The organism is Virgisporangium aliadipatigenens, assembly GCF_016863615.1.
Classification (GTDB): domain Bacteria; phylum Actinomycetota; class Actinomycetes; order Mycobacteriales; family Micromonosporaceae; genus Virgisporangium; species Virgisporangium aliadipatigenens.
The window spans coordinates 52,194-76,197 of record NZ_BOPF01000040.1 but is presented as its reverse complement, the minus strand read 5'-3'; the positions used below and the strand labels follow the sequence as shown (position 1 = coordinate 76,197).

Annotated in this window: 21 protein-coding genes; 10 read left to right on the top strand and 11 right to left on the bottom strand. The window is 71.6% G+C overall.

The window, feature by feature from the left end; genetic code table 11:
- Positions 1 to 24: 24 nt before the first annotated feature.
- Genes pilM through Val02_RS38785 form a run of 6 tightly spaced genes read left to right on the top strand, consistent with a single transcriptional unit; the run spans position 25 to position 6,328 of the window.
- Positions 25 to 1,053 (top strand): type IV pilus assembly protein PilM, encoded by a 1,029-nt coding sequence (pilM, locus tag Val02_RS38810; protein ID WP_203904317.1) that lies wholly within the window; start codon positions 25 to 27, stop codon positions 1,051 to 1,053.
- A gap of 1 nt (position 1,054) precedes the next feature.
- Positions 1,055 to 1,765, top strand: a complete 711-nt coding sequence (locus tag Val02_RS38805; RefSeq protein ID WP_203904316.1) for a PilN domain-containing protein — start codon at positions 1,055 to 1,057, stop codon at positions 1,763 to 1,765.
- 12 nt (positions 1,766 to 1,777) lie between these two features.
- A complete protein-coding gene (locus Val02_RS38800; protein WP_203904315.1) occupies positions 1,778 to 2,398 on the top strand; it encodes a type 4a pilus biogenesis protein PilO in 621 nt (206 codons plus the stop codon).
- The gene (locus Val02_RS38795) at positions 2,398 to 4,092 is read left to right on the top strand and encodes a putative Ig domain-containing protein (RefSeq protein WP_203904314.1); all 1,695 of its coding nucleotides are present in this window, start codon (positions 2,398 to 2,400) and stop codon (positions 4,090 to 4,092) included. Before Val02_RS38800 ends, Val02_RS38795 begins: the two co-directional genes overlap by 1 nt.
- Positions 4,089 to 4,709: a prepilin-type N-terminal cleavage/methylation domain-containing protein gene (locus Val02_RS38790; protein WP_203904313.1), complete on the top strand. Its 621-nt coding sequence runs from the start codon at positions 4,089 to 4,091 to the stop codon at positions 4,707 to 4,709. Before Val02_RS38795 ends, Val02_RS38790 begins: the two co-directional genes overlap by 4 nt.
- The gene (locus tag Val02_RS38785; RefSeq protein ID WP_203904312.1) at positions 4,706 to 6,328 is read left to right on the top strand and encodes an RICIN domain-containing protein; all 1,623 of its coding nucleotides are present in this window, start codon (positions 4,706 to 4,708) and stop codon (positions 6,326 to 6,328) included. The genes Val02_RS38790 and Val02_RS38785 overlap by 4 nt, the downstream gene beginning before the upstream one ends.
- On the opposite strand, the gene Val02_RS38780 is transcribed toward Val02_RS38785, so the two are convergent.
- Complete coding sequence (locus Val02_RS38780; protein WP_203904311.1) at positions 6,306 to 8,228, bottom strand: GMC family oxidoreductase; 1,923 nt, start codon at positions 8,226 to 8,228, stop codon at positions 6,306 to 6,308. The genes Val02_RS38785 and Val02_RS38780 overlap by 23 nt on opposite strands.
- Positions 8,229 to 8,377: 149 nt before the next feature.
- Between Val02_RS38780 and Val02_RS38775 the strand changes: the two genes are divergently transcribed.
- A complete protein-coding gene (locus Val02_RS38775) occupies positions 8,378 to 9,271 on the top strand; it encodes an aminotransferase class IV (RefSeq protein ID WP_203904310.1) in 894 nt (297 codons plus the stop codon).
- Here Val02_RS38775 and Val02_RS38770 read toward each other — a convergent pair.
- A complete protein-coding gene (locus Val02_RS38770; RefSeq protein WP_203904309.1) occupies positions 9,264 to 9,971 on the bottom strand; it encodes a sulfotransferase-like domain-containing protein in 708 nt (235 codons plus the stop codon). The two genes, Val02_RS38775 and Val02_RS38770, sit on opposite strands and share 8 nt — an antisense overlap.
- 81 nt (positions 9,972 to 10,052) lie before the next feature.
- On the opposite strand from Val02_RS38770, the gene Val02_RS38765 reads away from it, so the two are divergent.
- Positions 10,053 to 10,775, top strand: coding sequence for a S1 family peptidase (locus tag Val02_RS38765; protein WP_239153669.1), 723 nt, complete (start codon positions 10,053 to 10,055; stop codon positions 10,773 to 10,775).
- Between the two features lie 149 nt (positions 10,776 to 10,924).
- Here the strand turns inward: Val02_RS38765 and Val02_RS38760 are convergent, their stop codons facing one another.
- From Val02_RS38760 to Val02_RS38740, 5 genes are all read right to left on the bottom strand, one after another.
- A complete protein-coding gene (locus Val02_RS38760; protein ID WP_203904307.1) occupies positions 10,925 to 11,899 on the bottom strand; it encodes an arabinan endo-1,5-alpha-L-arabinosidase in 975 nt (324 codons plus the stop codon).
- 163 nt (positions 11,900 to 12,062) lie between these two features.
- The gene (locus Val02_RS38755; protein ID WP_203904306.1) at positions 12,063 to 13,262 is read right to left on the bottom strand and encodes an ABC transporter permease; all 1,200 of its coding nucleotides are present in this window, start codon (positions 13,260 to 13,262) and stop codon (positions 12,063 to 12,065) included.
- Positions 13,255 to 13,917 carry an ABC transporter ATP-binding protein gene (locus tag Val02_RS38750; RefSeq protein ID WP_203904305.1) on the bottom strand — a complete coding sequence of 221 codons (663 nt, stop codon included), beginning with the start codon at positions 13,915 to 13,917 and terminating at the stop codon, positions 13,255 to 13,257. The genes Val02_RS38755 and Val02_RS38750 overlap by 8 nt, the downstream gene beginning before the upstream one ends.
- Before the next feature lie 79 nt (positions 13,918 to 13,996).
- Positions 13,997 to 15,082: an efflux RND transporter periplasmic adaptor subunit gene (locus Val02_RS38745; RefSeq protein ID WP_203904304.1), complete on the bottom strand. Its 1,086-nt coding sequence runs from the start codon at positions 15,080 to 15,082 to the stop codon at positions 13,997 to 13,999.
- On the bottom strand, positions 15,082 to 15,636 hold the full coding sequence (locus Val02_RS38740) for a hypothetical protein (protein ID WP_203904303.1): 555 nt from the start codon (positions 15,634 to 15,636) through the stop codon (positions 15,082 to 15,084). The genes Val02_RS38745 and Val02_RS38740 overlap by 1 nt, the downstream gene beginning before the upstream one ends.
- A 107-nt stretch (positions 15,637 to 15,743) precedes the next feature.
- Here Val02_RS38740 and Val02_RS38735 point away from each other — a divergent pair, with 107 nt between their 5' ends.
- Positions 15,744 to 16,400, top strand: coding sequence for a response regulator transcription factor (locus tag Val02_RS38735; RefSeq protein WP_203904302.1), 657 nt, complete (start codon positions 15,744 to 15,746; stop codon positions 16,398 to 16,400).
- Complete coding sequence (locus Val02_RS38730) at positions 16,400 to 17,689, top strand: sensor histidine kinase (RefSeq protein WP_203904301.1); 1,290 nt, start codon at positions 16,400 to 16,402, stop codon at positions 17,687 to 17,689. Before Val02_RS38735 ends, Val02_RS38730 begins: the two co-directional genes overlap by 1 nt.
- Here Val02_RS38730 and Val02_RS38725 read toward each other — a convergent pair.
- From Val02_RS38725 to Val02_RS38710, 4 genes are all read right to left on the bottom strand, one after another.
- Positions 17,655 to 19,118 carry a glutamate synthase subunit beta gene (locus tag Val02_RS38725; protein WP_203904338.1) on the bottom strand — a complete coding sequence of 488 codons (1,464 nt, stop codon included), beginning with the start codon at positions 19,116 to 19,118 and terminating at the stop codon, positions 17,655 to 17,657. The two genes, Val02_RS38730 and Val02_RS38725, sit on opposite strands and share 35 nt — an antisense overlap.
- Positions 19,119 to 19,252: 134 nt before the next feature.
- Positions 19,253 to 22,258 carry an AfsR/SARP family transcriptional regulator gene (locus Val02_RS38720; RefSeq protein ID WP_203904300.1) on the bottom strand — a complete coding sequence of 1,002 codons (3,006 nt, stop codon included), beginning with the start codon at positions 22,256 to 22,258 and terminating at the stop codon, positions 19,253 to 19,255.
- 295 nt (positions 22,259 to 22,553) lie between these two features.
- The gene (locus Val02_RS38715) at positions 22,554 to 23,303 is read right to left on the bottom strand and encodes a Crp/Fnr family transcriptional regulator (RefSeq protein ID WP_203904299.1); all 750 of its coding nucleotides are present in this window, start codon (positions 23,301 to 23,303) and stop codon (positions 22,554 to 22,556) included.
- Positions 23,279 to 23,983 (bottom strand): hypothetical protein, encoded by a 705-nt coding sequence (locus tag Val02_RS38710; protein WP_203904298.1) that lies wholly within the window; start codon positions 23,981 to 23,983, stop codon positions 23,279 to 23,281. The genes Val02_RS38715 and Val02_RS38710 overlap by 25 nt, the downstream gene beginning before the upstream one ends.
- Positions 23,984 to 24,004: the final 21 nt, after the last annotated feature.

The window sequence follows — 24,004 nt, the reverse complement described above, 5'->3', positions numbered from 1 at the left end:
CACCTTCTACGAAGGGTTTCGGACATGGCCTCCGTCAATCTGGTCGGACTCGATATCGGGGCGACCTCGATCCGCGGCGTGGAGACCACGCACGCGAAGGACGGTCCGACCATGCTCGGGGCCGGCCAGGTGGCGCTTCCGCCGGGCGCGGTGCAGAGCGGCAACGTGCAGGACGAGAAGGCCGTCACCGCCGCGGTCAAGCACCTGTGGCACCAGGCGAAGTTCCGGTCCCGCTCCGTCGTGCTGGGCGTGACGAGCCCTCAGGTCGTGGTCCGCGAGATGTCCGTGGCGAATCTTCCCGAGAAGGAGCTGCGCAAGTCGCTGCCGTTCCAGGTCCGCGACGCGCTTCCCCTTCCGGTCGAACGTTCGCTGCTCGACTTCTACCCGCTGGAGGATCCCGGGCGCAACGAGACCGTCCGCGGGCTGCTCATCGCGGCGCCCAAGGAGCCGGTGCTCAACGCGGTGCGCGCGGTCGAGAAGGCGGGCCTGCACGTGGCGAAGGTGGACCTTGCCACGTTCGCCCTGCTGCGTTCCCTCGCCGAACTCAACGGCGAGGTCGAGGCGGTCGTCGACATCGGCGCCCAGATCACGAGCCTCATCGTCCACCTCGACGGCGAGCCGCTCATCGTGCGGACGGTCCCCCGCGGCGGCGCGGAGATCACCAGCGCCATCGCCAAGCGGCTGAGCATCGACGTGCAGGAAGCCGAACGCATCAAGTGCGACCACGGCATCCGGCCGGACACCGGCGAGTGGGACGAACGCGCCGACGCGATCCGGGACGCGGTGCGTCCGCTGGTCAGCGAGTTGCGCAGCTCCTTCGCCTACCTCACCTCCGGCGAACGCCAGCGCTGGGTGACCCGCCTGTGGCTGTCCGGCGGCGGCGCGACACTGCCGGGTCTGGTCGAGTCGCTGACCGAGCAGCTGAGCGTCGAGGTCGTCATCGCCGACCCGGTGAGCCGGGTCCGACCCGGTCGCCGGCTGCGCCCCGAGAACTTCAGCGGCTTCCACACCTCCGCAGCAGTGTCGATCGGCCTCACGTTGGGAGCTGCCTGAGATGACGATGTTGATGCCCGAACAGCAGATGATGACGCTCCACATCGGACGCGAACTTCCGCTGCTGCCGATCGCCGCGGACCTCATGCCGCCGGAGATCGTCGACGACCGCCGGGACAAGCGGGTCCGCACGCTCGTCATCATTCTCGTCGTCGTGCTGACGGCGGTGATGGGCGGCTGGTACTCGATCGCCCGCTTCCAGACCGGTGAGGCCGAGGAGAACCTGGCGAACGCCAAGGCCGAGGTGCAGAAGCGCACGGACGCGCAGAAGGAGTTCGCCGAACTCACCGACACCAAGAACTCCTCGAAGCAGATCGAGGACCAGCTCAAGGTGCTGATGGCGGACGACCTCCAGTGGGCGGACCTGTTCGCGGAGATCCGCAGCCGGGTGCCGGCCGGCGTGGACATCAGCGCGCTCAACGGCGGGGTCGCGGCCGGCGGCGTCCAGCAGAACTCCGGCGGCCTGCCGAAGACCTACACGGAGAAGCAGATCGGGTTCGTGCGGATCGCCGGGACGGCCAAGAACAAGGACCAGATCGCGGCGTTCTCCGACGCGCTCGAGTCCGTCAAGGGGCTCGGCAACCCGATGGTCAACGAGGTGACCGGGTCGACCGGCGCGGCCGTCACGTTCAGCATCACGGTGGACCTGACGGCGGCGGCGCTCGGCGGCCGCTTCACCCCACCGAGCGCGGCGCCGAGCCCGAGCAAGTGAGCGGACATCACCATGACCAGTAGCCCGCGCAAGGACCGTCTCTGGATCATCGGCGGCACCGTCGTGGCGATCGTTCTCGCCGCGGTCGGGTACTTCGCCCTCGTCGCGCCGCAGAACAGCAAGACCCACGACCGTCAGGCCGAGACCGAGGACGTGCTGCTCCAGATCAACAAGTTGAACTCCAAGCTGGCGCAGCTGCGCAAGGACAACGAGAAGCTGGACGAGGAGAAGGCGAAGCTGGCGGATCGCAAGCTCGCCCTGCCGTCCGAGTCCGGTGTCTCGGACTACCTGCGCAGCCTGGAGACCCTGGGCGCGCAGACCGGCGTCAAGGTGCAGACGCTGTCGATCAGCGAAGCCGCGCCCGTTTCCGGTACCACCGCCCGTTCCGTGCCGCTCACGATGCTGCTCGCCGGACCGATCGCCAAGGTGCAGGACTTCATCGACCGCACGCTGCAGGACCAGCCGCGCGCCGTCCTGATCACCAGCGTCGACCTGGTGCCGACCGAGGCCGAGGGCAAGCTGTCGAACGAGGTCACGGCCACGATCTCGGCGCAGATGTTCGTGACGGGTGGGTCGGCCGCGCCCGCCGCCAGTGCGCCGGCCGCCGGACAGGCCGCCAAGGGCTCGGACTGATGGGAGGCCGGCCGCTCCGGCGCCGGCCCGGCGGGTGCCGGTTCATCCGGCGGATCAGCGACGACCGCGGGTTCACGCTGGTCGAGGTGCTGATCTCGATCCTGCTGATCACCATCGTCATGACGGCCCTCACGGCGATGTTCGTGTCGAGCGTCGCCTTCACCAACAAGCAACAGGGCCGGCAGATGGCGATCCAGCTGGCCGACGACGCCGTCGAGCGGGTCCGTGCGCTGAACGGCGCCAAGCTCGTCACCGGACGCACCCAGTCGGCGGTCCTCGCGCAGCAGAGTTCGCCCGCTCCGGGGGTGGCTCCGCACATCGTGGCGACGCAGTTCGCGACCGTGTACGACAACACCGCCGGCGCGACGGAGCTGCTGCCGACCGCGCCGAACGTGGTGCCGATCAACGGGCTCTCGTACAGCCAGTACTTCTACGTCGGCCAGTGTTGGCAGGCCCGCGGCGACACCAAGTGCACCAGCACCAGCGGCGCCGGGCGGGTGCCGTTCTACCGGGTCGTGATCGCGGTGACCTGGCCGCAGCGCCAGTGCGCCAACAACACCTGCTCGGTCGTCACCTCGACCCTCGTCAGCTCGGTCACCGACGACCCGATCTTCAACGAGAACGACCCGCTCAACCCGCCGGTCATCACGGCCCCCGGCAACCAGGCCAGCACCCAGAACCGGGCCATCGCCCCGCTGAACCTGCTCGCCACCGGCGGCACCACGCCCCTGACGTGGACCGTCACCGGGCTGCCGACCGGGCTCAGCGCCAGCCTCGGCGGCGTGATCAGCGGTACGCCGACGGCGGCCGTCAACACGTACACGGTCACGGCGACGGTGCGCGACGCCAGCAACCGCACCTCGACCGCCACCTTCTCGTGGCGGGTGAACGGCCCACCGACGGTCAACGTCGTCCCGAACCAGAGCAGCACCGTGAACTCGCCCGTCAACTCGGTGACCGCGGCCGCATCGAACGGGACGGCGCCGTACACCTGGTCCGCGAGCGGGCTCCCGGCCGGCCTCTCCATCGACTCCGTCACCGGCGTGATCTCGGGTACGCCGACCGCGACCGGTACCTCGTCGTCGTGCCGCGTCACCGTGACGGACTCCGCCGGCGCGACCGCGAACTCCGCCAACTTCACCTGGGTGATCAACCCGGCGGTCTCGATCAGCGCCGTGCCCAGGCAGAACGGCAACAACGTCAGCATCCAGATGGGCAACTACGTCTCGGGGGGCAGCGGCGGCTACACGTGGAGCGCGCAGTACCTGCCGCCCGGCATCACCATCACCACCGCGGGCGTGGTCTCCGGCAGTTACGACGTCGGTACCCGGTACGTGACGATCATGACGGCCCGGGACTCCGCCGGCGCCACGGCCTCCCGGACGGTCCTCTTCGAGAGCCCCGCCGCCACCGGCCTGCGGCTGAACATCCCCAACAACTACCTGTCGTCGGACACGCTCGCCTACAACGTCGGACAGTCCCGCACGATCCCGATCACCGCCCAGGGGAACTCGGGCACCGTCACCTGGTCGGCCACCGGCCTGCCGACCGGCCTATCGCTCAGCGCCACCACCGGCACCACCGTCAACATCGTCGGCTCAACGACGGTGCGGGGCCGGGTGACCGCCACGATCACGGCCCGGGACGCCGTCAACAACACGGCGGTCTACATGGTGGAGGTGGTGGTGCCGTGACCCTTCTCGAACGGTTCCGCCGCCGGCTGCCGGTGGCCCGCGGCGACGACGGCTTCACCCTGGCCGAGGTGCTCGTCTCGATGGTGCTGATGGCGGTGGTGATGTCGGTGTTCATGACCGGCGTCCTGCAGATGTTCCGCACCGCCAACGGCACGATCAACGCGGCCACCGCCCAGGGCGAGATCAACCGGATGTACCTGCGGCTGGACCGCAGCATCCGCTACGCGGCGTCGATCAGCAACACGTACACCGCCCTCTCCGACGGCAACAACATCTACCTGCAGTACCTGGTCACCAACGCCGACCCGGACGTCTGCAACCAGCTGCGGCTCAACGTGACCGACGGCGTGCTGCAGTACCGGTCGTGGGTCTCCGGTCAGGTGATCTCGTTGACCACGGGGTGGCAGACGCTGGCCTCCAACGTCGTCTACGGCCCGACGTCGCCGTCGCCGTTCACCCGCTCGACCAGTGGTGACTTCCAGCGGCTGCGGCTGCTGATCGAGACCAGGGTGCCGAACACCCAGGTGACCGCGGTCACCGACGTCACGTTCACCGCGATGAACAGCTCCGCCAAGACCCTCTCCGACACCGTCTGCATCCAGAACAGGCCCGCATGATGACCGAACCCGGATCCCGCCGGCGGCTCCCCCGTCCGCTGGCCAGACTGCTGCCCGCGCCGGGCGACGACACCGGTTCGCTTCCGCTGGCGATGATGCTGATCACGCTCGGCACCATCCTGGGCGGGCTGCTGCCGCCGATCTTCGTCATGCAGTCGCAGACGAGCGGGACCGGCGCCGCGAGCGGGCAGGCCCTGCACGCCGCGCAGACCGGCCTGGATCTGGCGCTCGCGCACATCCGCAGCGCCCGCGACACCGTCGTGAAGATCAACGGCGAGGACAAGGGCGTGCTGCCGAGCCTGCCGTGCGGCCCGTTCGCGGGGACCGTGAGCGACGCCGGCACCGCCCGGTACGAGGCGCGGATCTACTACCTGCGCGCCGACCCGCAGGACAAGGACCTGGCGTGGGCGCAGGCCAACGCGCTGGGCTGCGCGGGTTCGCCGTCGGCGCTGCCGTTGCACGCGGCGGTGTACGCCGTCGGCTACGCCAAGCTGCCGCGGCGGTCCACGGGCGCCGGCGGGGTGGCCGTCGAGACCACGGAGCTCAGCCGGGAACTGCGGGGCACGCACACGTTCCGCACGTCCAACGCTCCCGTGGCGGGCGGGCTCATCCGGCCCTCGACCACGAGCACGCCGGACCTCTGCTTCGCGGCGCCCTCCGAGAACCCGTCCCCGGGCGACGTGCTCACGATGCAGCTGTGCAGCCCCGGCAGCAACCTGCAGAAGTTCGAGTACACCGACAACATGACGTTCGTGCTGGCGGCGACCCGCACCGGTGGCCGGCTCGGCATGTGCCTGGACGCCGGGGCCAGCCCCGCGGTGGCCGGAACGGCGATCACCTTCCGGCCCTGCGGCGCCACGGCGATGCCGCAGCAGATGTGGAGCTTCACCGACAGTTCGTGGCTGCAGGCGACCGAGCCGAACGGACTGGGCCAGACGAACAACCGGTGCATGCAGATCTCCTCCGCGAACACCGTCGGCGCCTACGTGCGGGTCGGTTCCTCCTGCGGCGGCGGGACGGGCACGTTCGCCATGTCGGCGGAGGTGGGCGCCGGGCGGGCGGTCACCAGCACCTCGCAGCAGATCGTCAACTTCAAGCAGTTCGGCCGCTGTGTCGACCAGACGAACTTCGACGTGAACTACTCCTTCGCCATCGGCTGGCCGTGCAAGCAGCACCCGGACCCGACCCAGGTCGGCTGGAACCAGCGCTGGGTGCAGCCGGCCCTGCCGGCCAACACCGCCGGGCCGACCGCGAAGGCGACCGGCACCATCGTCAGCACCCGCACGGGCAGCCCGTCGTACTGCCTGTGGAGCCCGGGCTCGGTCGGCGCCGGATCGTACGTGCGCCTGCAGCCGTGCCCGGCGACGGTGACGAACTACTTCCGGTGGACGGTCCACGGCAACACCAAGGACTTCACCACCATGTACCGGATCATCGACGGCTTCGGCAACTGCCTGTCGCTGACCAACCCGGACGCCAACCCGGCGGACCTCTACGGCAGCGGCACGAAGGTCAGCAAGACCATCGTCGAGACGTGCAGCGACTCCACGATGCAGAAGTGGAACGCCCCCGCCTGGATCACCGAGCAGTCGCAGCTCAAGGACCTGGAGGAGGACTGACGATGTGCGCCGCCGTGCGGCGGGCCAGGGCCATGCAGGTGACCATCGGGTTGACCCCGAGGGCCGTCGGGAACGCGCTGGTGTCCCCGATCCACACGCCCGCCGTGTCGTGCAGCTCGCCGGTCGGCCGGGCCACGCTGGTCAGCGGGTCGGTGCCCATGCGCGCCCCGCCCATCTGGTGGGCCGAGCCGAGGTAGTGGCCGCCGATGCCGACCGGTACCGCCTGCCACGCGGTGAGCGCCTCGGCGAGGTCGTCGCCGCGCCGCCAGACCGGGCTCGCCACCGCCGGGGTGAGGGGCCAGATCTCGGCGGCCCCGGCCGCCTCGTGCAGGCGTGCGAGGGCGGCCAGGCCGCGGTAGAGGCCGGCCTGATCGCGTGGATCGTCCACCGGATACGAGTGAACGGCCTGCGCACCCGCATCCAGCGTCACGGTGCCGCTGCCGCGGTCGGCGGTGATCGCGCACAGCGACACCATGTGCCCCAGCTTCGCCATCCGGTGCTTGTGCGCGGCGGCGCCGTTCCACGGCAAAGTGCTGGCGGTGGCGCCGACCTGGCAGGCGACCGACTCGATCAGCACACCGGAGACCTCGTCCGTGGACATCGCGAACTCGTCGACGAGCGCGGACTGGATCGGCCCCTCCCACGGGTCGACGGGCTCGTCGTACAGGCCGGCGGCGAGGATCGACGGGTGCAGGTGCAGGTGGTGCCCGACGGCGGGCCCGCCGATGCCGGAGCGCAGCAGCAGCGCGGCGCTCTCCAGCGCCCCGCAGGCCACCACGACGGTGGGCGCCTCGACGGCCGCCTGCCCGACCACCGAACCGTCCGGGCCGAGCAGCCCCACGACGACCCCGCTCGCCCGGCCGTCCGTCGTGACGATGCGCAGGGCCGCGCTGCCGGTGCAGATGCGGGCGCCGGCGCGTTCGGCGTCGACCAGGAACGTGCGCGTCGTGCCCTGCTTGGCGCCGGTGCGGTCGCCGTAGGTGAGCAGCGCGGCGCGGTCGTACTCGATCAGCTTCGGGTCGAGGTTGAGCGCGGCGCGCCGGTACGACCAGCCGAGCTTCTCCGCGCCGGCGAGCATCTTGCGATGCGATCCATTGTGGACACTCGCCTCCTCGTTGGCGCCGATCCGGGCCAGAACGGCGTCGAGGTGCGCGTCGAAGTCCGGCCCGTCAAGTCCCCAGGCGGCGCGGATGTGCTCCGGGGTGCGCACGCAGTTGGACCAGTTGACCGTGGTGCCGCCGCCCAGGGTGGCGCCGGCCCAGAGGTTGACGTTGCCGTCGGCGGTGGTGGTGAAGCCGCCCGCGCGGTAGAGGACCATCGGGCCGGCCAGCACCTCGTACTGCACGGCGCTCTCGCCGTCGAAGTAGCCGCCCGCCTCCAGCACGACGACGGATCTGCCGGCGGCCGCGAGTTCGGCGGCGATCACTCCCCCGCCGGCACCGGAACCGATGACGACGGCGTCGCAGCGGATGGTCTCGCCGTTCGCCGGCGGCACCGGGTGCAGCGCGTGCGGGAGCCCGCCCGGTCCACCGGGTGCGGGATAGCCGATCGTGCGCCAGAACGGGTTCGCCCCGGTCTCGTCGACCAGCGTGTACGAGGCGCCGAGGAGCAGCGCCCGCACGTAGGCCACGGCGATGGCGGCCTCGGGCGACGACGCGGCGACGTCCTCCGGGGAGGCGCCGGCGAGCGCGTCGACGACCCCGATCAGCCCCGTGGCGATGACGGGGTCCAGCGCGCCGAGCGCGAACTCCACCGCGGCCGGCGCGCCGACGGTGGAGCCGGTGCGGGAGTAGAAGCCATCGGGATCGGCGACCCCGTCGGGCGGCGGGACGGCGGCGACGAACGTGTCGGCGAGCGCGGCGAGCGTGCGGCGTTGGGAGTCGGTGAGCGTGACGGTCATGGCAGGGGGTCTCCGATCCGCGATCGAAGTGCACTGACGGTGCAACAAACCCTAGGCCCGAGGCGCGCGGCGCAACAGAGCCTCGCTGCCGTAACAAAACTTGGGCAGGATGGTGATCGACAGATTCCGCCGCGAGATCGGGGACCCGCGTGCTTCAGCGCTACGACGAGCGCAACGCCGACCTGCGGTACTGGGTCAACGGGGTGCTGCGGCACCGCGACGAGCCGGGCATCTCGCCGTTCGACTCGGTGGTGCAGGGCGGCGACGCCGTGTGGGAGGGGCTGCGGGTCTACCGCGGCACGATCTTCGGGCTGGAGCCGCACCTGGCGCGGCTGCGGCGTTCGGCCGTGGCGCTCGGGTTCGCCGCGATCCCGGAGGAGAAGGAGATCGTCGAGGCGATCACGGAGACGTTGCGCGCCAACGGGATGAGCGACGGCGTGCACATCCGGCTCACCCTCACCCGCGGGGTCAAGCTCACCAGCGGCATGGATCCGCGGCTCAACACGGCCGGCTGCACGTTGATCGTTCTGGCCGAGCACAAGCCGCCGGTGTACGACACGGGCGGGCTCAGGCTGATCACGTCGAGCGTGCGCCGCCCGGGCCCGGACGTGCTCGACCCGAAGATCCACCACAACAACCTGATCAACTCGATCCTGGCCAAGACCGAGGCCAACGTCGCCGGCGCCGACGACGCGCTGATGCTCGACGGGCGTGGCTTCGTCGCCGAGACCAACGCGACGCATCTCTTCGCGGTGATCGGCGGGGAGCTGCACACGCCGTTCACGGTGGCGTGCCCGGAGGGGATCACCCGCGAGACGGTGCTGCGCATCGCCGACGTGCCGACGCACGTGCGGGACATCTCGCTGGTCGAGTTCTACACCGCGGACGAGGTCTTCTGCACGGGCACGATGGGCGAGATCGCCGGCGTCGTCGAGATCGACGGGCGTCCGATCGGCTCCGGCGCCGTCGGTCCGATCACCCTGCGCACCGCTTCCCTTTACGTGGAACACGCGAAGGCGAACGGAACAGCGCTTTCTATCTGAGCCGCTGCGCCGCCATCTCCGCGTAGTACGGCCGACACTCCTCGGCGAGGGGGCGTAGCCGTTCGGGCACCGCGGGCGGCGCCTGAACCGGCGCGGCGAACCCGGTCGACGCCTCCACGGCGGCGTACCAGTGCGGCGCCCACACCCCGTCGGTCTCCCGCGGGCCCGCTTCCCACGCCAGCATCCCCGGGTCGAACGGGATCCCGAGCGCCACGCAGAGCTTCGCCAGCACACCGGCCGGGTCGGCCAGCAGGTCGGCCGCGTCGACCACGGGCCCGCCGTAGGCGCGAAAGATCTCGACCTGCTGGGCGTAGCCGAGGTCGGCCAGGGTCGGCTCGCCGCGCACCTTCGAGTACGACGCGACCACGTGGTCCGGGTCCCGGATCAGGAACGCGTTGGTCATCCGCCCGACCCACTCCCGACCCACGTCCGGGAGAAGGTGGTGCGTCATGTGCTTCTGGTAGTACACGTCGACGCCGGGCGGCAGCGGGCCGGTGAGCGCGTCCGCCACGTCCTGCCACCGCCGCGGCTGGCTCGCCAGCACGTCGTCCCGCCCGGGGTGCTCCAGGCCGGTGGCCGCCAGGTAGTGGGCGTACAGGGGTTCGTCGACGACGAGCGTGTCGGCGCGGGCACCGAAGCTGCGCATGAGCGCCGTCGAGATGTTGCGCGGACCCGACCACATCGCCACCCGAACCGTCACCCGCCCATCATGCCCGACGACCCCCGGATATCAGTCTGCATCTATCGATGCTGGTCAATATTCATCTACAGTGCGCCCATGATTCCTCGCCTTTCCCGCATCCTGGTGGCCGGCGCGCTGACCCTCGCCGCCCTCCTGGTCCCCAGTGCCGCGTCAGCGGCCGACGTCGGCACGAACGTCTACAACGGCAAGCCGGCCTCCGAGGCATACCCGTTCCTCGTCTACGTCGGCGGCTGCACCGGCTCGCTCATCAAGGCCAACTGGGTGGTCACCGCGGACCACTGCGGCACGCCCGCCTCGGTGCGTGTCGGCTCGACCAACCGCACCAGCGGCGGCACGGTCGTGCGGGTGACCCGCGCGGTCCGCAACAGCTCGATCGACGTGCGCCTGCTCCAGCTCGCCTCGTCGGTCAGCTACACCCCGATCCGCATCCCCACCACCTCCGGCGCGACCGGCACGGCCACCCGCATCATCGGCTGGGGCCAGGCCACCAGCCCCAACCCCGGCGGCAGCACCCCGGTCGTCGCGACCGAACTGGACACCTCGATCGTCGCGGACTCCCGCTGCTCCGGCATCTTCGGCGCCGGCGAGATCTGCACCAACAACCCCGGCGGCGCGGGCGCCTGCTACGGCGACTCCGGCGGCCCGCAGGTCCGCAGGGAGAACGGCGTCTGGGTCCTGATCGGCGCCACCAGCCGCGCCGGCAACAACAGCCCCACGTGCGCGACCGCCCCCAGCATCTACGGCGACCTCCCGTACATCCGCTCCTGGATCAACACCCAGGTCGGCGGCCTCCCCGCGTAGTGGCGCGTCTCGCCGATCTTGCAGTTGTGGCGACTGCTCCGGGCCGCCCGGCACAGCTCGCGGGCCAGAGTGGTCGGAGCCCGGCGTGCCGGATTTTGCCCGGGTAGATCCCCGCCACAACTGCAAGATCGGCGCAAGGAGCGCGCCGCTCAGTACAGCGCGGGCCAGCCACCCGACCAGCTCACCAGGTTGATGCCCAGGCGGCTGTCGTTCGCCGTGTAGTAGTGGTACGCCATCACCGTGCCGTCGGAGTCGAACATCACCGACGGGCAGCCGGGGCCGTAGATCGCGTCGTGGCTCGCCACCACCTCGCTGCCGCCGCCGGCCGTCAGCGCGACGCCGTTCCGGTCGACGTAGGGGCCGGTGATCGACGTGCTGCGACCCACCATCGTGCGGTACGTGCTGCTCGTGCCGCGGCAGCAGAAGTCCCACGAGGTGAAGAGGTAGTAGTAGCCCGACCGGTACACGATGTACGGCGCCTCGACCGAGCCCGAGTTCGCGGTGCGGGTCGCGAGGCTGTGGATCGACGAGCCGTTGCGCAGGCCGGTCGACGGGTTGATCGAGATGAGCTTGATGCCGGACCAGAACGACCCGAGCGCGAGCCACCAGTTGCCGTTCGGGTCGACGACGAGGTTCGGGTCGATCGCGTTGTAGTTGCTCGACGTGCCGGTCTCGATGACCTTGCCGACCTGCGTGTACGAACCGGGCGCACCCGTCGCGCTGGTGGCCAGGAAGATCGCGCTCTTGTTGGAGCCGAAGGTCGAGGCCGAGTAGTACACGTAGAACTTGCCGTTGCGGTACGAGACGTCGGGCGCCCAGAGGTTCTTGCGGTCGCCGCCGGTGTAGTCGGCGACCTCGGCCGGCGCGCCGTTGGGGAAGACGGAGCCGGCGAGGCGCCAGGCCGTTCGGTCGGTGGAGGTGCGGATCTCCAGCCCGTTGTGGCTGTCGAGCACGTAGTACGTCCCGTTGACCTTCGCCATCGAGGGGTCGTGGACGCTGACGTTCCCGGACACGGTTCCGGGGTTGGGATAGGTGGCGGCGGTGGCGCCGACGGCGGCCAGCACCACCGTGGCGGAGGCGACGGCCAGCACGGCCGCCGCCCGCCGGCCGAACGAGCGGCTCATGGCGGGTCTCCTTCCGGGGGGTGTCGGAGGTGGGCGCACACTATCGAAACCACTCGATACCGACAATGAAGGAAACCGCTTTCTTGAATACGTGAGACGCCGGACCGGCACAACACACCAGCTCAACGCGGGTGGGCCGGACCGGTCCGGCGCGATGAACCATTCAGGGCGTCGCGAGCGCCTCCGTGGGCGCGAGCCGGGCCGCCCGCATCGCCGGGTACAGCCCCGCGACCGCCCCGATCACCAGGGTCGCCGCCACCCCGCCGGCCATCGCCCACGGCGGCACCACGGTCGGCCACTCCCGCGTCGAGGCGTAGATCGCCGTCACCGCCGTCCCGAGCAGCACACCCCCGACGCCCCCCAACGCCGACAGCAGCAGCGACTCGGCCAGGAACTGCAGCCGGATCTGCCCCCGCGTCGCACCGAGCGAACGGCGCAGGCCGATCTCGGCACGACGTTCCAACACGGAAATGACCATGGTGTTGGCGACGCCGACGCCACCGACGAGCAGTGCCACGGCACCCAGGCCCAGCAGCAGGCCCGTGAACGCCCGGTCCGTCGCCTGACGCGCGGCGAGCGCGTCCGACGGGCGCGAGACCTTCACCTCGTTGGGCTTCTCCGGATTGGCCGTCGCGGCGAGCACCCCGCGCACCGCCTCCACCGCGTCGTCCCGCGACCGGGTGTAGACCGTCGTCGGGTGCCCGTCGAACCCCAGGTACTCCTTCGCGGCGGGCCATCCGATGAGCGCGGCGTTGTCCAGCTCCGACGCCAGCGGCACCGGATCCAGCAGCCCGATCACGGTGAACCACCGTCCCCCGATGTAGACCTGGGTCCCGCCGTCGGCCGCGGTGATCCCCAGCCGCTGGGCGGTCGTCGCGCCGAGCACCACCGCCGGATACCGCTCAGTGGCGGCGTTGAGCCAGGTGCCGTGGGCGACGGTCGCCCCGACGGTGCCGAGCAGGTCCAGATGCGCGGCCTGCACCGAGATCCCGCCGGACTGCGCGGCCGGGACCCGGTCCGTGCGGTACGCCTTCGTGTCCGGCACCTTGCCGGTCGCCGCCACCCGCGTCACCGGCCCGATCCGCGCGATCATCGCCACCGACTCGTCCGGCAGCGTGGCGTCCTCCCCGAACATCGTGCTGCCCGGCGCGACGGTGAGCAGGTCGGTGCCGAGCGCCTCCAGCATGCGGTCCAGGTCGGCGCGGCTGGACGTGGAGATGCCGACGACAGCCGTCATCGCGGCGATGCCGATCGCGATGCCGAGCGCCGACAGGAACACCCGCAGCGGCCGCGTGCGCAGGCCGTCGCCGCCGACGCGCACCACGTCGCGGAGGCCGAGCCGGGCCGGCGTCAACTCACTCATCGACGATCTCCCCGTCCTTCATCACCACTTGCCGGGGCAGGCTCGCCGCGATGTCCCGATCGTGCGTGATGATCAGGACCGTCGTGCCGGCGGCGTTCAGTTCCCGCAGGAGCACCAGGACGCCGGTCCCGGACGCGGAGTCGAGGTTGCCGGTCGGCTCGTCCGCCAGCAGCAGCGGCGGCTCCCCCACGACCGCGCGGGCGATCGCGACGCGCTGGCGTTCGCCGCCGGAGAGCTGGTGCGGGCGGTGGTCGAGCCGGTCACCCAGCCCGACCCGGACCAGCGCTGCCTCCGCCCGACGCCTCCGCTCCTTCGGTGGAACGCCCGCGTAGAGCAACCCGTCCGCGACGTTGTCCACCGCCGGGCGCCCCGGCGCCAGATGGAACTGCTGGAACACGAACCCGATCCGGCCGGCCCGCAGCGCCGACAGCTTCCGGTCGGTCAGCGTGGCGACGTCGTGCCCGGCGACCCGCACGGTGCCGGCGGACGGCCGGTCGAGCGTGCCGATCACGTGCAGCATCGTCGACTTGCCCGAACCGGACGGGCCGACGATGGCGAGCAGTTCCCCCGACTCCACGGTGAGCGAGACGTCCCGCAGCGCGGTGACCCGCTCCCCGTACGTCTTCGTCACTTTGTCGAGCACCACGACGCTCATGACTCCGCCTCGCTTCGCTCCCCGGCGCCACGAGACGCGAGCGCACAGTGCCCCACGATGAGCTCCCGCAAGCGTCCGCTCATGAGGGCATCCCCACGACGGTCCCCTCGGCGATGCCCTCGCCGGAGATCTCCACCCGCCCCGCCGCGAACATCCCCGTCTCGACGGCGACGATCCGCGAGGTCCCGTTCTCGACCACCTGAACGCCGTAACCGCCCTCGGCGAGCGCCAACAGCGCGGCGACCGGCACCGTCAGCACCTTCTCCCGCTGCGACGCCACGAACGTCACCGTGACGGCCGCCTGGTCCAGCCCCTCGACGGCCTTCTCGTCGTCGACCGTGATGCCCACCCGGATCTTCGTGGTGTCGTCCTCCTGCGGGTTCTCGGCGGCGACGATGACGCTCTCGGCGGAGGCGATCTTCCCGTTGACCGTCTTTCCGTCCGGCAGCTTCACCGTCACCGAGTTGCCGATCTTCGCCATCCGCTGCTCGGAGACGTCCAGGTCGACGGTGACCGCGCGGGAGCGGCCGGTGTACGAGAGCACCGTCGCGCCGGGCTGCACCGCGCCGCCGACGTCGATGCTGGTCGCGGCGACGCGCACCGCGCCACCGGCGTAGACGATCCGGCCCGGCTCGACCGTTCCCGTCTCGGTCAGGCCCAGGTCCTCCTGCCACACCTGCACCGCGTTCGCGGTCGCGGAGGTGTACTCCTCGTCGACGGTGAAGCCGCCGTAGCCGAGCGCGGCGAGGTTCTCCTCGAACTGCTTGACGTCCGGCCCCTCCACCCCGGAGGCGAGGGTCCGGTAGGCCGGCAGGCCGCCGTACAGCAGCACCACAGGCGTGTTGTCGACCCGGTAGAGCGCCTCGCCGCGCGCGACGGCGGTGCCGCCGGCCGGGATCGCGGTGAGCGTTCCGCTGAGCCTCGCGGCGACCGACACGTCGGTGCCGTAGCCGAGTTCGCCGGACTCGTTCTGGGTGTCGGCGAGCGTCTGTCGGGTGACCGGGGCGGTCTTCGCCGGCAGGGTGCTGCCGGCCGGCTCGTCGTCGCTCGCGTTGCGCCAGCCGTAGCCGTTCGCGGCCGCCGCCGTCGCCGCGCCCGCCGCCAGCACCAGGATCACGGCGATGACCACCCGGCGGGTGCGGCGGTGTCTCCCCTTCCCGCTCATCAGCCGGTCTTCTTCTGCGCGCCGGGCCCCTCGGGCATGTACTGCTTGCAGGCCTCCTCGGCCGCCTTCAGGCGCGGGTCGTCGGGGCCGCTGAGCCCGAGCTTGTCCAGGTCGAGCGCGATGCCGCCCTCCTCGGACGGGTCCGGGAAGTCCGGGATGCCGTTCTCCCGCATGCACTGGGCGTGCTTGCGCATCTGTTCCATCGCCGCGGCGTCGGGCTTGCGCAGTTCGCCGCCGCCGGGCAGGAACTCCTTGCACTTGGCCATCGCCGCGTCGACGGTCGCCTTGTCGGTGCCCTCCGGCACCATCATCCCGACCCGCCCCTCCTCGACCTCCGGATCCTTGAACTCCGGCAGCCCGTTGGCGCGCATGCAATCGCCGAACTTCGCGGCGCGCTCCTGCTCGTTCATCGGCGAGGCGCCGGCCGTCGGGGTGGCACCGCCCTTGTCGCCGGTCGCACTGGCGACGTCGTCACCGCCGCCGTCCTTACCGGCACAGCCGGCCGTCAGGAGCACGGCCAGCAGGGTCAGGGCGAGGCCCTGTCGCACTCTCATGGGATTTCCCCCTTCCGTTTGGGAGGAGTGAACGGAATGCGGGGTTTCCCGGCCGTCAGCGCGCACGTTGACGCCGAAGTGACATCACCGTCGGTCAGCATGGAGTCATGCGGATCCTGGTGGTCGAGGACGAACCCCTGCTCGCCGACGCCGTCGCCGACGGGCTGCGCCGCGCCGCCCACGCGGTCGACGTGGTCTACGACGGCGGCGCCGCCCTGGAACGCGTCGACGTCAACGACTACGACGTCGTCGTCCTCGACCGCGACCTGCCCGTGGTGCACGGCGACGACGTGTGCCGCACGCTCGCCGCCCGCGACGGCGCCGCCCGCGTGCTGATGCTCACGGCGGCCGCCGACGTCGACGACCGCGTCGCCGGCCTCTCCCTCGGGGCGGACGACTACCTGCCCAAGCCGTTCGCGTTCAAGGAGTTGGTGGCGCGCGTGGCGGCCCTCGGCCGGCGGGCCAGACCCGCCGTGCCGCCCGTCCTCGAACGCGCCGGCATCCGGCTCGACCCGCACCGGCGGGAGGTGTTCCGGGACGGCCGCTACGTTCCGCTGTCGCGCAAGGAGTTCGCGGTGCTGGCCGAACTGCTGCGCGCCGACGGGGTGGCCGTCTCCGCCGAACTGCTCATGGAGAAGGCGTGGGACGAGCACGCGGACCCGTTCAGCCACGCGGTGCGCATGACGATCCTGAAGCTGCGCCGCAAGCTCGGCGATCCACCCGTCGTGCTGACCGATCCCGGCGTCGGCTACCGGATCCCGTGATGCGGCGCCCGCGGCTGACCATCCGGGGCAGGCTGACCCTGGTGTACGGCGGCCTCTTCCTCGTCGCCGGGCTCGCCGTCCTCGGCGTCACCTACGTGCTGACCGCGCAGCGGGTCGGCGGCGAGAAGTTCTGGGCCAAGTGCGGTCCCGGTGCCGAGGCGCCGCTGCAGCCCTCGGGAGAGCCGCGGGTCCCGCCCGGGGCGGCGCCCACCCCGCCGGCCAGGCAGCCGGACACCTCGCCCGGGGACGACTGCCTCGTCGGCGTGGGCGGCGAGATCGCGCCGCCGCTGACCAGGGAGGAGGTGCGCAAGGTCGTCGACAAGTCGGCCGACACCACGCTCCAGGAGGTGCTGATCCAGGGCTCGATCGCGCTCGCCGTCGTCGGCGCGGCGGCCATCGCCCTGGGCTGGCTGCTCGCCGGCCGCCTGCTCCAGCCGCTGCACCGGATGACCGAGACCGCCCGGCGGATCGCCGCGGCCCCCGGCGCCGACGGCACCATGCACGAACGGATCGCGCTCGACGGCCCCGACGACGAGGTCAAGGAGCTGGCGGACACGTTCGACCTGATGCTGGAACGCCTCGACGGCGCGTTCGACTCGCAGCGCCGGTTCATCGCGAACGCCTCGCACGAACTGCGCACGCCGCTGACCCTCAACCGCACCCTGCTGGAGGTGGCGCTGGACCCCGACACGGCCACGCCGGAGATCAGGCAGCTCGGCACGACCCTGCTCGCCGTGAACGCCCGCCACGCCCGGCTCATCGACGGGCTGCTCCTGCTCGCCCGTTCCGAACGCGCACTCGACGAGCACTTCTACGTCGACCTCGCCGACGTCGTGGCGCACGTGGTGACGCAGCTGCCGCAGGAGAAGATCGCCGTGCGGCTGGACGCCGCCGAGGCCCCCACGGCCGGCAGCCCGGTTCTCCTCGAACGCCTCGTGCAGAACCTCGTCGAGAACGCCTTGCGGCACAACGTCTCCGAGGACGGCTGGGTGCGCGTGGCCACCGGCGTGCGGCCCGGCACCGGACAGGCGATGCTGACCGTCGAGAACTCCGGCCCGCACGTTCCCCGCTACGAGATCGCCGGCCTGTTCGAGCCGTTCCGCCGGCTGGGCACCGACCGGGTGGGGACCTCGGCGCACGGGGTCGGCCTCGGACTGTCCATTGTGGAGGCAGTGGCACGGGCGCACGGCGGCACCGTCACCGCCGAACCGCGCGACGAGGGCGGCCTGGTGATGACGGTGCTCCTGCCTGCGTTCAGTGCACGGAGATCGGTCGCGAAGCCGGAGTGACCGGCGCCGGCAGGTCTCCCCCGCCGCCCAGGTACCGGTGCACGGCGGCCGCCGCCGAACGCCCCTCCGCGATCGCCCACACGATCAGCGACGGCCCGCGCCGGGCGTCGCCGGCCACGAAGATCCCGTCGGCGCTCGTGTTCCACTCGGGGTCGGCGTCGATCGTGCCGCGCCGGTTGCGTTCGATCCCGGCCTGCGCCAGCAGCGGCCCCGGCTCGGTGCCGGCGAACCCGATCGCCAGCAGCACCAGGTCGGCCGGCAACCGGCGCTCGGTGCCCGGCACCTCGGTCAGCCCGAAGCTGCCGTCGGTCGCGAGCACCACGTCGACCACCTCGACGGCCTCGACCGTCGTCGTCCCGATGAACCGCCGCACCGCCGAGCCGTACAACCGGGTGCCGCCCTCCTCGTGCGCCGACGCGGTGCGCAGGATCAGCGGCCAGGTCGGCCACGGGTTGCGCGTCCCGTCCCGAACGGCCGGCGGCTCCGGCACCACCTCGATCAGGTGCACGCTCTTCGCGCCGTGGCGGTGCGCCGTGCCCAGGCAGTCGGCGGCCGTGTCGCCGCCCCCGAGCACGATGACGTGCTTGCCGGCCGCGTCGATCGGCGGAACGGCCAGCGTGCCGGCCACCACCCGGTTGGCGCCGCCGAGGTAGTCCATCGCCAGGTGGATGCCGCCGAGTTCGCGGCCCGGCGTGGTCGGCACGTCGCGCGGATCCTGCGCGCCGGTGGTCAGCACGATCGCGTCGTGCTCCGCGCGCAGCTGCGGGATCGTCACGTCGACGCCCACGTCACAGCCGGTCCGGAAGGTCACGCCCTCGGCCGCGAGCTGCTCCATGCGCAGGTCGATGTGCGACTTCTCCAGCTTGAAGTCGGGGATGCCGAAGCGCAGCAGGCCGCCGATCGCCTCGTCCCGCTCGTAGAGCGTCACCGCGTGGCCGGCGCGCGCGAGCTGCTGCGCCGCCGCCATCCCGGCCGGCCCCGAACCGACCACGCCCACGCTCTTGCCGGAGCGGGCCGTCACCTTCCACGGGCGCAGTCCGGCGTCCACGGTGCGGTTGGCGATCTCCACCTCGACCTGCTTGATGGTCACCGGGTCGTCGTGGATGCCCAGGACGCAGGCCGCCTCGCAGGGAGCCGGACAGAGCCGCCCGGTGAACTCCGGGAAGTTGTTGGTGGCGTGCAGCCGTTCCGACGCCGAGGCGTAGTCGTCGCTGTGCACCAGGTCGTTCCACGTGGGGATGAGGTTGCCGAGCGGGCACCCCTCGTGGCAGAACGGGATGCCGCAGTTCATGCAGCGGGTGGCCTGCTCCCGGATCGCCGTCGGATCGGTGCGCTGGTACACGTCGCGCCAGTCCAGCAGCCGCAACGGAACGGGCCGCAGCGGCGGAGTCTGACGGCTGTACTTCAGAAAACCGTTCGGGTCGGGCATGAGCGGCTGGCCTCCCACGTGTGAACAGCATCCGTGGGACAGCGTTGGCCCGGCATAGACGTTGCCGAAACATACCCGAAACCCGTCCGCGCGCCATAGAGGTACGGTCTGAGACCAATCTCGCTAGGGTGGGCCTACTCCGCCAGCAGCGCCCTGACCTGCGGCGCCTCCGGCGCGCCGATCGCCGTGTAGCCGTCCAGGGCGCGTTTCCACAGGCTGAAAGCGCGCTCCGGGTCGTCCGCGCGCCACGTGTGCGCCAGCCCGTCGTACGCGCGGGCCTCCTCGTGCAGCGTGCCGATCTCCACGGCGATCGCCAGCGCCGCCTCGTAGTGCTGGCGGGCCTTGTCCGGGTAGCCGGAGGCGCGCAGTGCCTCGCCGAGGCCGTTCAGGGCGCGCACCTCGCCGAACCGGTCGCCGATCTCGCGCAGCAGCGACGCCGCCCGCTGGTGGCCCTCGACCGCCATCTCCCACCGGCCCTGCCGCCCGTACACCACCCCGAGCATGCTGGTCGCCTCCGCCTGGCGGGCCACGCTGCCGCGTTCGGCGAAGATGGCGACCGAGTGCTTCAGGTAGCCGACCGCGCGGTCGTAGTCGCCCCGGGCCGAGGCGATGAGGCCCAGGTTGACGATCCCGACCGCCTCGTTGTCCGGGTCGCCGACCTGCCGGGCCAGCGCGAGCGAACGCTCCTGGCACTCCGTCGCGCGGTCGTACTCGCCCTTGCGTTCCAGCGCCACGCCGAGATTGCCCCACGCGCGGGACTCCCCGTGGGCGTCGCCGAGCGCGCGGAACAGCTCCACCGCCTGTTCGTGCAGCGGCACCGCCTGCGGGTACTGGCCGGTCTGGGCGTGGATGAGGCCCGAGTTGGTCAGCGCGCGGGCCTCCCCGAGCCGGTCGCCCACCAGCCGGAACAGCTCCAGCGCCGCCTCGTAGCGTTCCAGCGACTCCTTGAAGCGGGCGAGCCGGCCGTAGACGCCCGCGCTGTCGCTGAGGGCGTTCGCCTCGGCGGCGCGGTCGCCGGAGAGCCGGGCCGCCCGCAGCGCGTGCGCCGACACCGTGACGGCGTCCGGGAAGTGGCCGCCCCAGTCGAAGTAGCGCCACAGCGTGCCGCTGAGCCGGGTCGGGTAGGTCCACCAGCCGTGCGTGACCGTGTGGGCGGCGACCGCCACGATCGACGGGCGCTCGTTCTCCAGCCACAGGCGGGCCGCGGCCGCGTCCGACATCGGCGGCACCGGTGTGCCCACCTCGGGGATCGGCGGGCGGCGGTCGCGTTCGGCCGGGTAGAGCACGTCCATCGCGGTGCCGGCCGTCGCCAGGTAGTAGTCGAAGAGCCGGGTCAGGGCCGCCCGCCGGGCGTCCTCCGGGTCGGTGGCGGCCGCGAGTTCGGCGGCGTACGCGCGCAGGAGGTCGTGCATCCCGTAGCGGCCCGGCCCGGCGGCGTGCAGCAGGTGAACGCGGGCCAGCGTGCCCAACCACCGCCGGGCGGCCCCGAGGTCGGCGCCGGTGAGCGCGGCGACCGCGTACGCGTCGAAGTCCGCACCCGGGTGCAGCCCCACCATGCGGAACGCTCTCGCCGCATCGGCCGGCAGGTGCTGGTACGACCACGAGAAGACCGCACGCACCGCGCCCCGGTCGTCCCCGCCGGCGTCGAGCAGTTCGAGCCGCTGCTCACCCAGTTCCCGCGAAAGATCCGACAGGGGCGTGGCCGGGCGCGCGGCAACCAGCTCGGCCGCGACGCGCAACGCGAGCGGGAGGCGGGCGCAGCTGTCGGCGAGGAGCCGGGCGGCGTCGGGCTCGGCGTCGACCCGCTCGCGCAGCAGGCCGCGCAGCAGCTCCATCGCGTCGCCGGACTCCAGCAGGTCGAGGTCGACGCGCCGGGCGCCGTGCAGCGCCACCAGCCCGGCGAGGGAGTCCCGGCTGGTCACGACCACGAGACAGGTGGCGCTGCCGGGCAGCAGGGGCCGGATCTGCTCGACCGAGGCGGCGTTGTCGAGCACGATCAGCATCCGCCGCCCCGCCACCTCGCTGCGGAACCGGGCCGCCCGCCCGTCCACCTCGAGCGGCACGTCCCGGCCGGCGAGCCCCAGCGCCGCCAGGAACCCGGCGAGCGCGTCACCGGGCGTCACCGGCTGCTCGGGGTCGTAGCCGCGCAGGTTGACGTAGAGCTGTCCGTCCGGGAACTCGTCCGCGACCCGGTGCGCCCAGTGCACGGCCAGCGCGGTCTTGCCCACCCCGGCGGTGCCGGAGACGGCGGCGATGCGCACGGCGTTCGGCTGGCCGTCGGCGGGACTGAACAGCGCGTCGAGGGTGGCGATCTCCGCGTCCCGGCCGGTGAACCCGTACACGTCCATCGGCAGCTGCGCCGGCACGTTGCGCACCACGACCGGCGCCGGCGGAGGCCCGGCCGGCGGGTCGAGTTCGCCGCGCAGGGCGGCGCGGTGCATCGCCTGCAACTCGGCCCCGGGGTCGACGCCCAGCTCGTCGAGCAGCCGCTGGCGGGCGGCCGCGTAGCAGTCCAGGGCGTCGGTGACGCGCCCCACCGCGCAGAACGCCCGCATCAGCACCGCCACGGGCGACTCGGCCAGCGGATGTTCGGCCACCAGCTGGCTCAACGGCGTCAGCACGGCCCCCGGGTCACCGCCGTCGATCTCGGCCCGGGCCCAGGCGACCGTGCCGTCGAGGCGTTCCTGGCGCAGGGCCTCGCGGGTCCGGCCCACCCACTCGCCGGAGAGCCCCGCGAGCGGCTCCCCGCGCCACAGTTCGACGGCCTCGCGCAGCAGGGCGGCCCGTTCGGCGGGGCTGCGCCCGGGCTCCCGCGCCTCGGCCCGCAGTCGCCGGCCCCGGTGCAGGTCCACCCGGTCCGGGACGATGTCCAGCACGTATCCGCCCGAACGCCGCACGATGGCGGCACCCGGCACCTGTTCGACCATGCGGCGCAGCCGGGTCACGTAGGAGTGCAGCGTGCGGCGGGCGGCCTCCGGCGCGGCGGTGCCCCAGACGCGGTCGACGATCAGGTCGACGGGCACGATCCGACCCGCCTCGACCAGGAGCACCCCGAGCACGCACGACTGCTGCGGCGGCCCGGCGTCCTGCCACCCGCCCGGCCCGCGCAGCTGGATCGGACCCAGGGCCCTGAAGTCCATCGGTCCTCCTTCCAGCGCTCCGTGCACGTCGGTCGTCGACGCGGCGCCGCCGTCAACAACTCATCAAGGAACCATCCAACACCGCGCATCCATCCTTTAAGTCACCGGTGTGCTTCGTCCAGCCATGCCGGTTTCCGGACGGTCACAGCGTGGCCGCCGGTGTCGTGATCGGCGCCCGGCTCGGCGTTCAACCTCCCCGTCGAGCCACATCGGGGGGGCGCCGCTGACGACGTTCTGGACGGCGCCCTCCTCCTGCCCCTCTTCGGCGGGGCGGACGCGTCCTCGGCACGGCGCCTCAGCGCGGGCGGGCGGTCTGCCCGGCGATGCGGTGCAGGTCGGTCGGGCTGTTCACCACGACCCATTGCCGACCGGTTGCCACAATGCCGCGTTGCCGCCAGACGCCCATCACGCGCGCCACCGAACGCGACGAGCCGCCGACGCACGCGGCCAATTCCTTCTGCGACAACGCCAGACCGATCCGCTGACCGCCACCTGCCGTCGGCTCGCCGAACCGCCGTGTGAAATCGAGCAGCAGGCCCGCCAGACGCTGATCGACCGAGGTGGAGCCGGAACCGAGGCGGATACGGTCCGCCTCGAGCAGCCGTGCGATCAGCACCCGGTGCACCACCATCGACGCATGCGGATCGCGCATCAACAGCGCGCCGAAGGGCTCGCGGTCGACCGCCAATCCGGTCGCGCGGCCGATCGCCGTCACCGTCGCGCACCGCCGGCCCCCACCCACGCTCGCCATCTCGCCCAGAATGTCGCCCGGCCCTCGGACCGCGAGAATTACCTGCCGTCCGACCGCCACGCGGGAGTGAACCTTGACGAAGCCGCGCCAGAGAATCACCACATTGTCGGTCGACGCACCTTCGCCCATGATCGAATCCCCGGCGGCATACCTGCGTAAACTGCCGGCAGTCGTCAATGCCTCCCGGGCGGCGTCGTTCAGGTCGCCCCAGAATCCGGCACCTGGCTCCGGAAAACGCAGCGCCATGGGCAACCCCCGCTCGACCGGTCCTATCGACATGGACAGGATGAACATCGCGCTGCTATGTCGGACTCCAGGAGCCACGCCGGTGAATTGAATTCTTTGATCTGGACCTGGATCTCGCGAAAGCGGGTGGGCCCGTACATTCCGAACCCATGCCTGACGACGGTCCGGAACATCTCGTCCGAGACCACTACCACCAGGTCGAGGTCCCGCGCCGTTGCCAGCGCATCTCGTACCGGCAGGGCATCCACCAGGCGGGCCGCCCTGATCAGCGGTTCACCGGTCCAGTTGTGCCGGTGGGATTCAATCAAGCCGATGTCGAACGAGACCCGCAGGCGGATCCGGGCATGGGCGTCGACATATCGGCGATGCTCGCGAAGACCGGCCGTCAGGCCCGCCACGAAGGCGTCGACGATCGATGCGGGCGGGACGACGTCGAGCGGAACTATTACTCGCATACCGTCACCGCAGTCCTGACAGGACAACGCCGTCGCAGAGATCCCGTCGCCGAGCGTGACCCGATCAAGGATTTCATAAAGGTCATCGCGCATCCGCCGGAATGCGAGATCGTCACGTCGGGCCGAACCCTCGATGTCCACCAGAACGATTCCGTATATGTTCAGGCCCGTTCGACCGGACGATCGCGGCTGCTCGGGCAAGCGTGACGGCACCGCCTTGACCCGACGCCGGGCAGCAAGGGAGATCGGCCGCAAGGCTCGTTCCGCATTCATGATCGCTCCTCAGGTCACTGC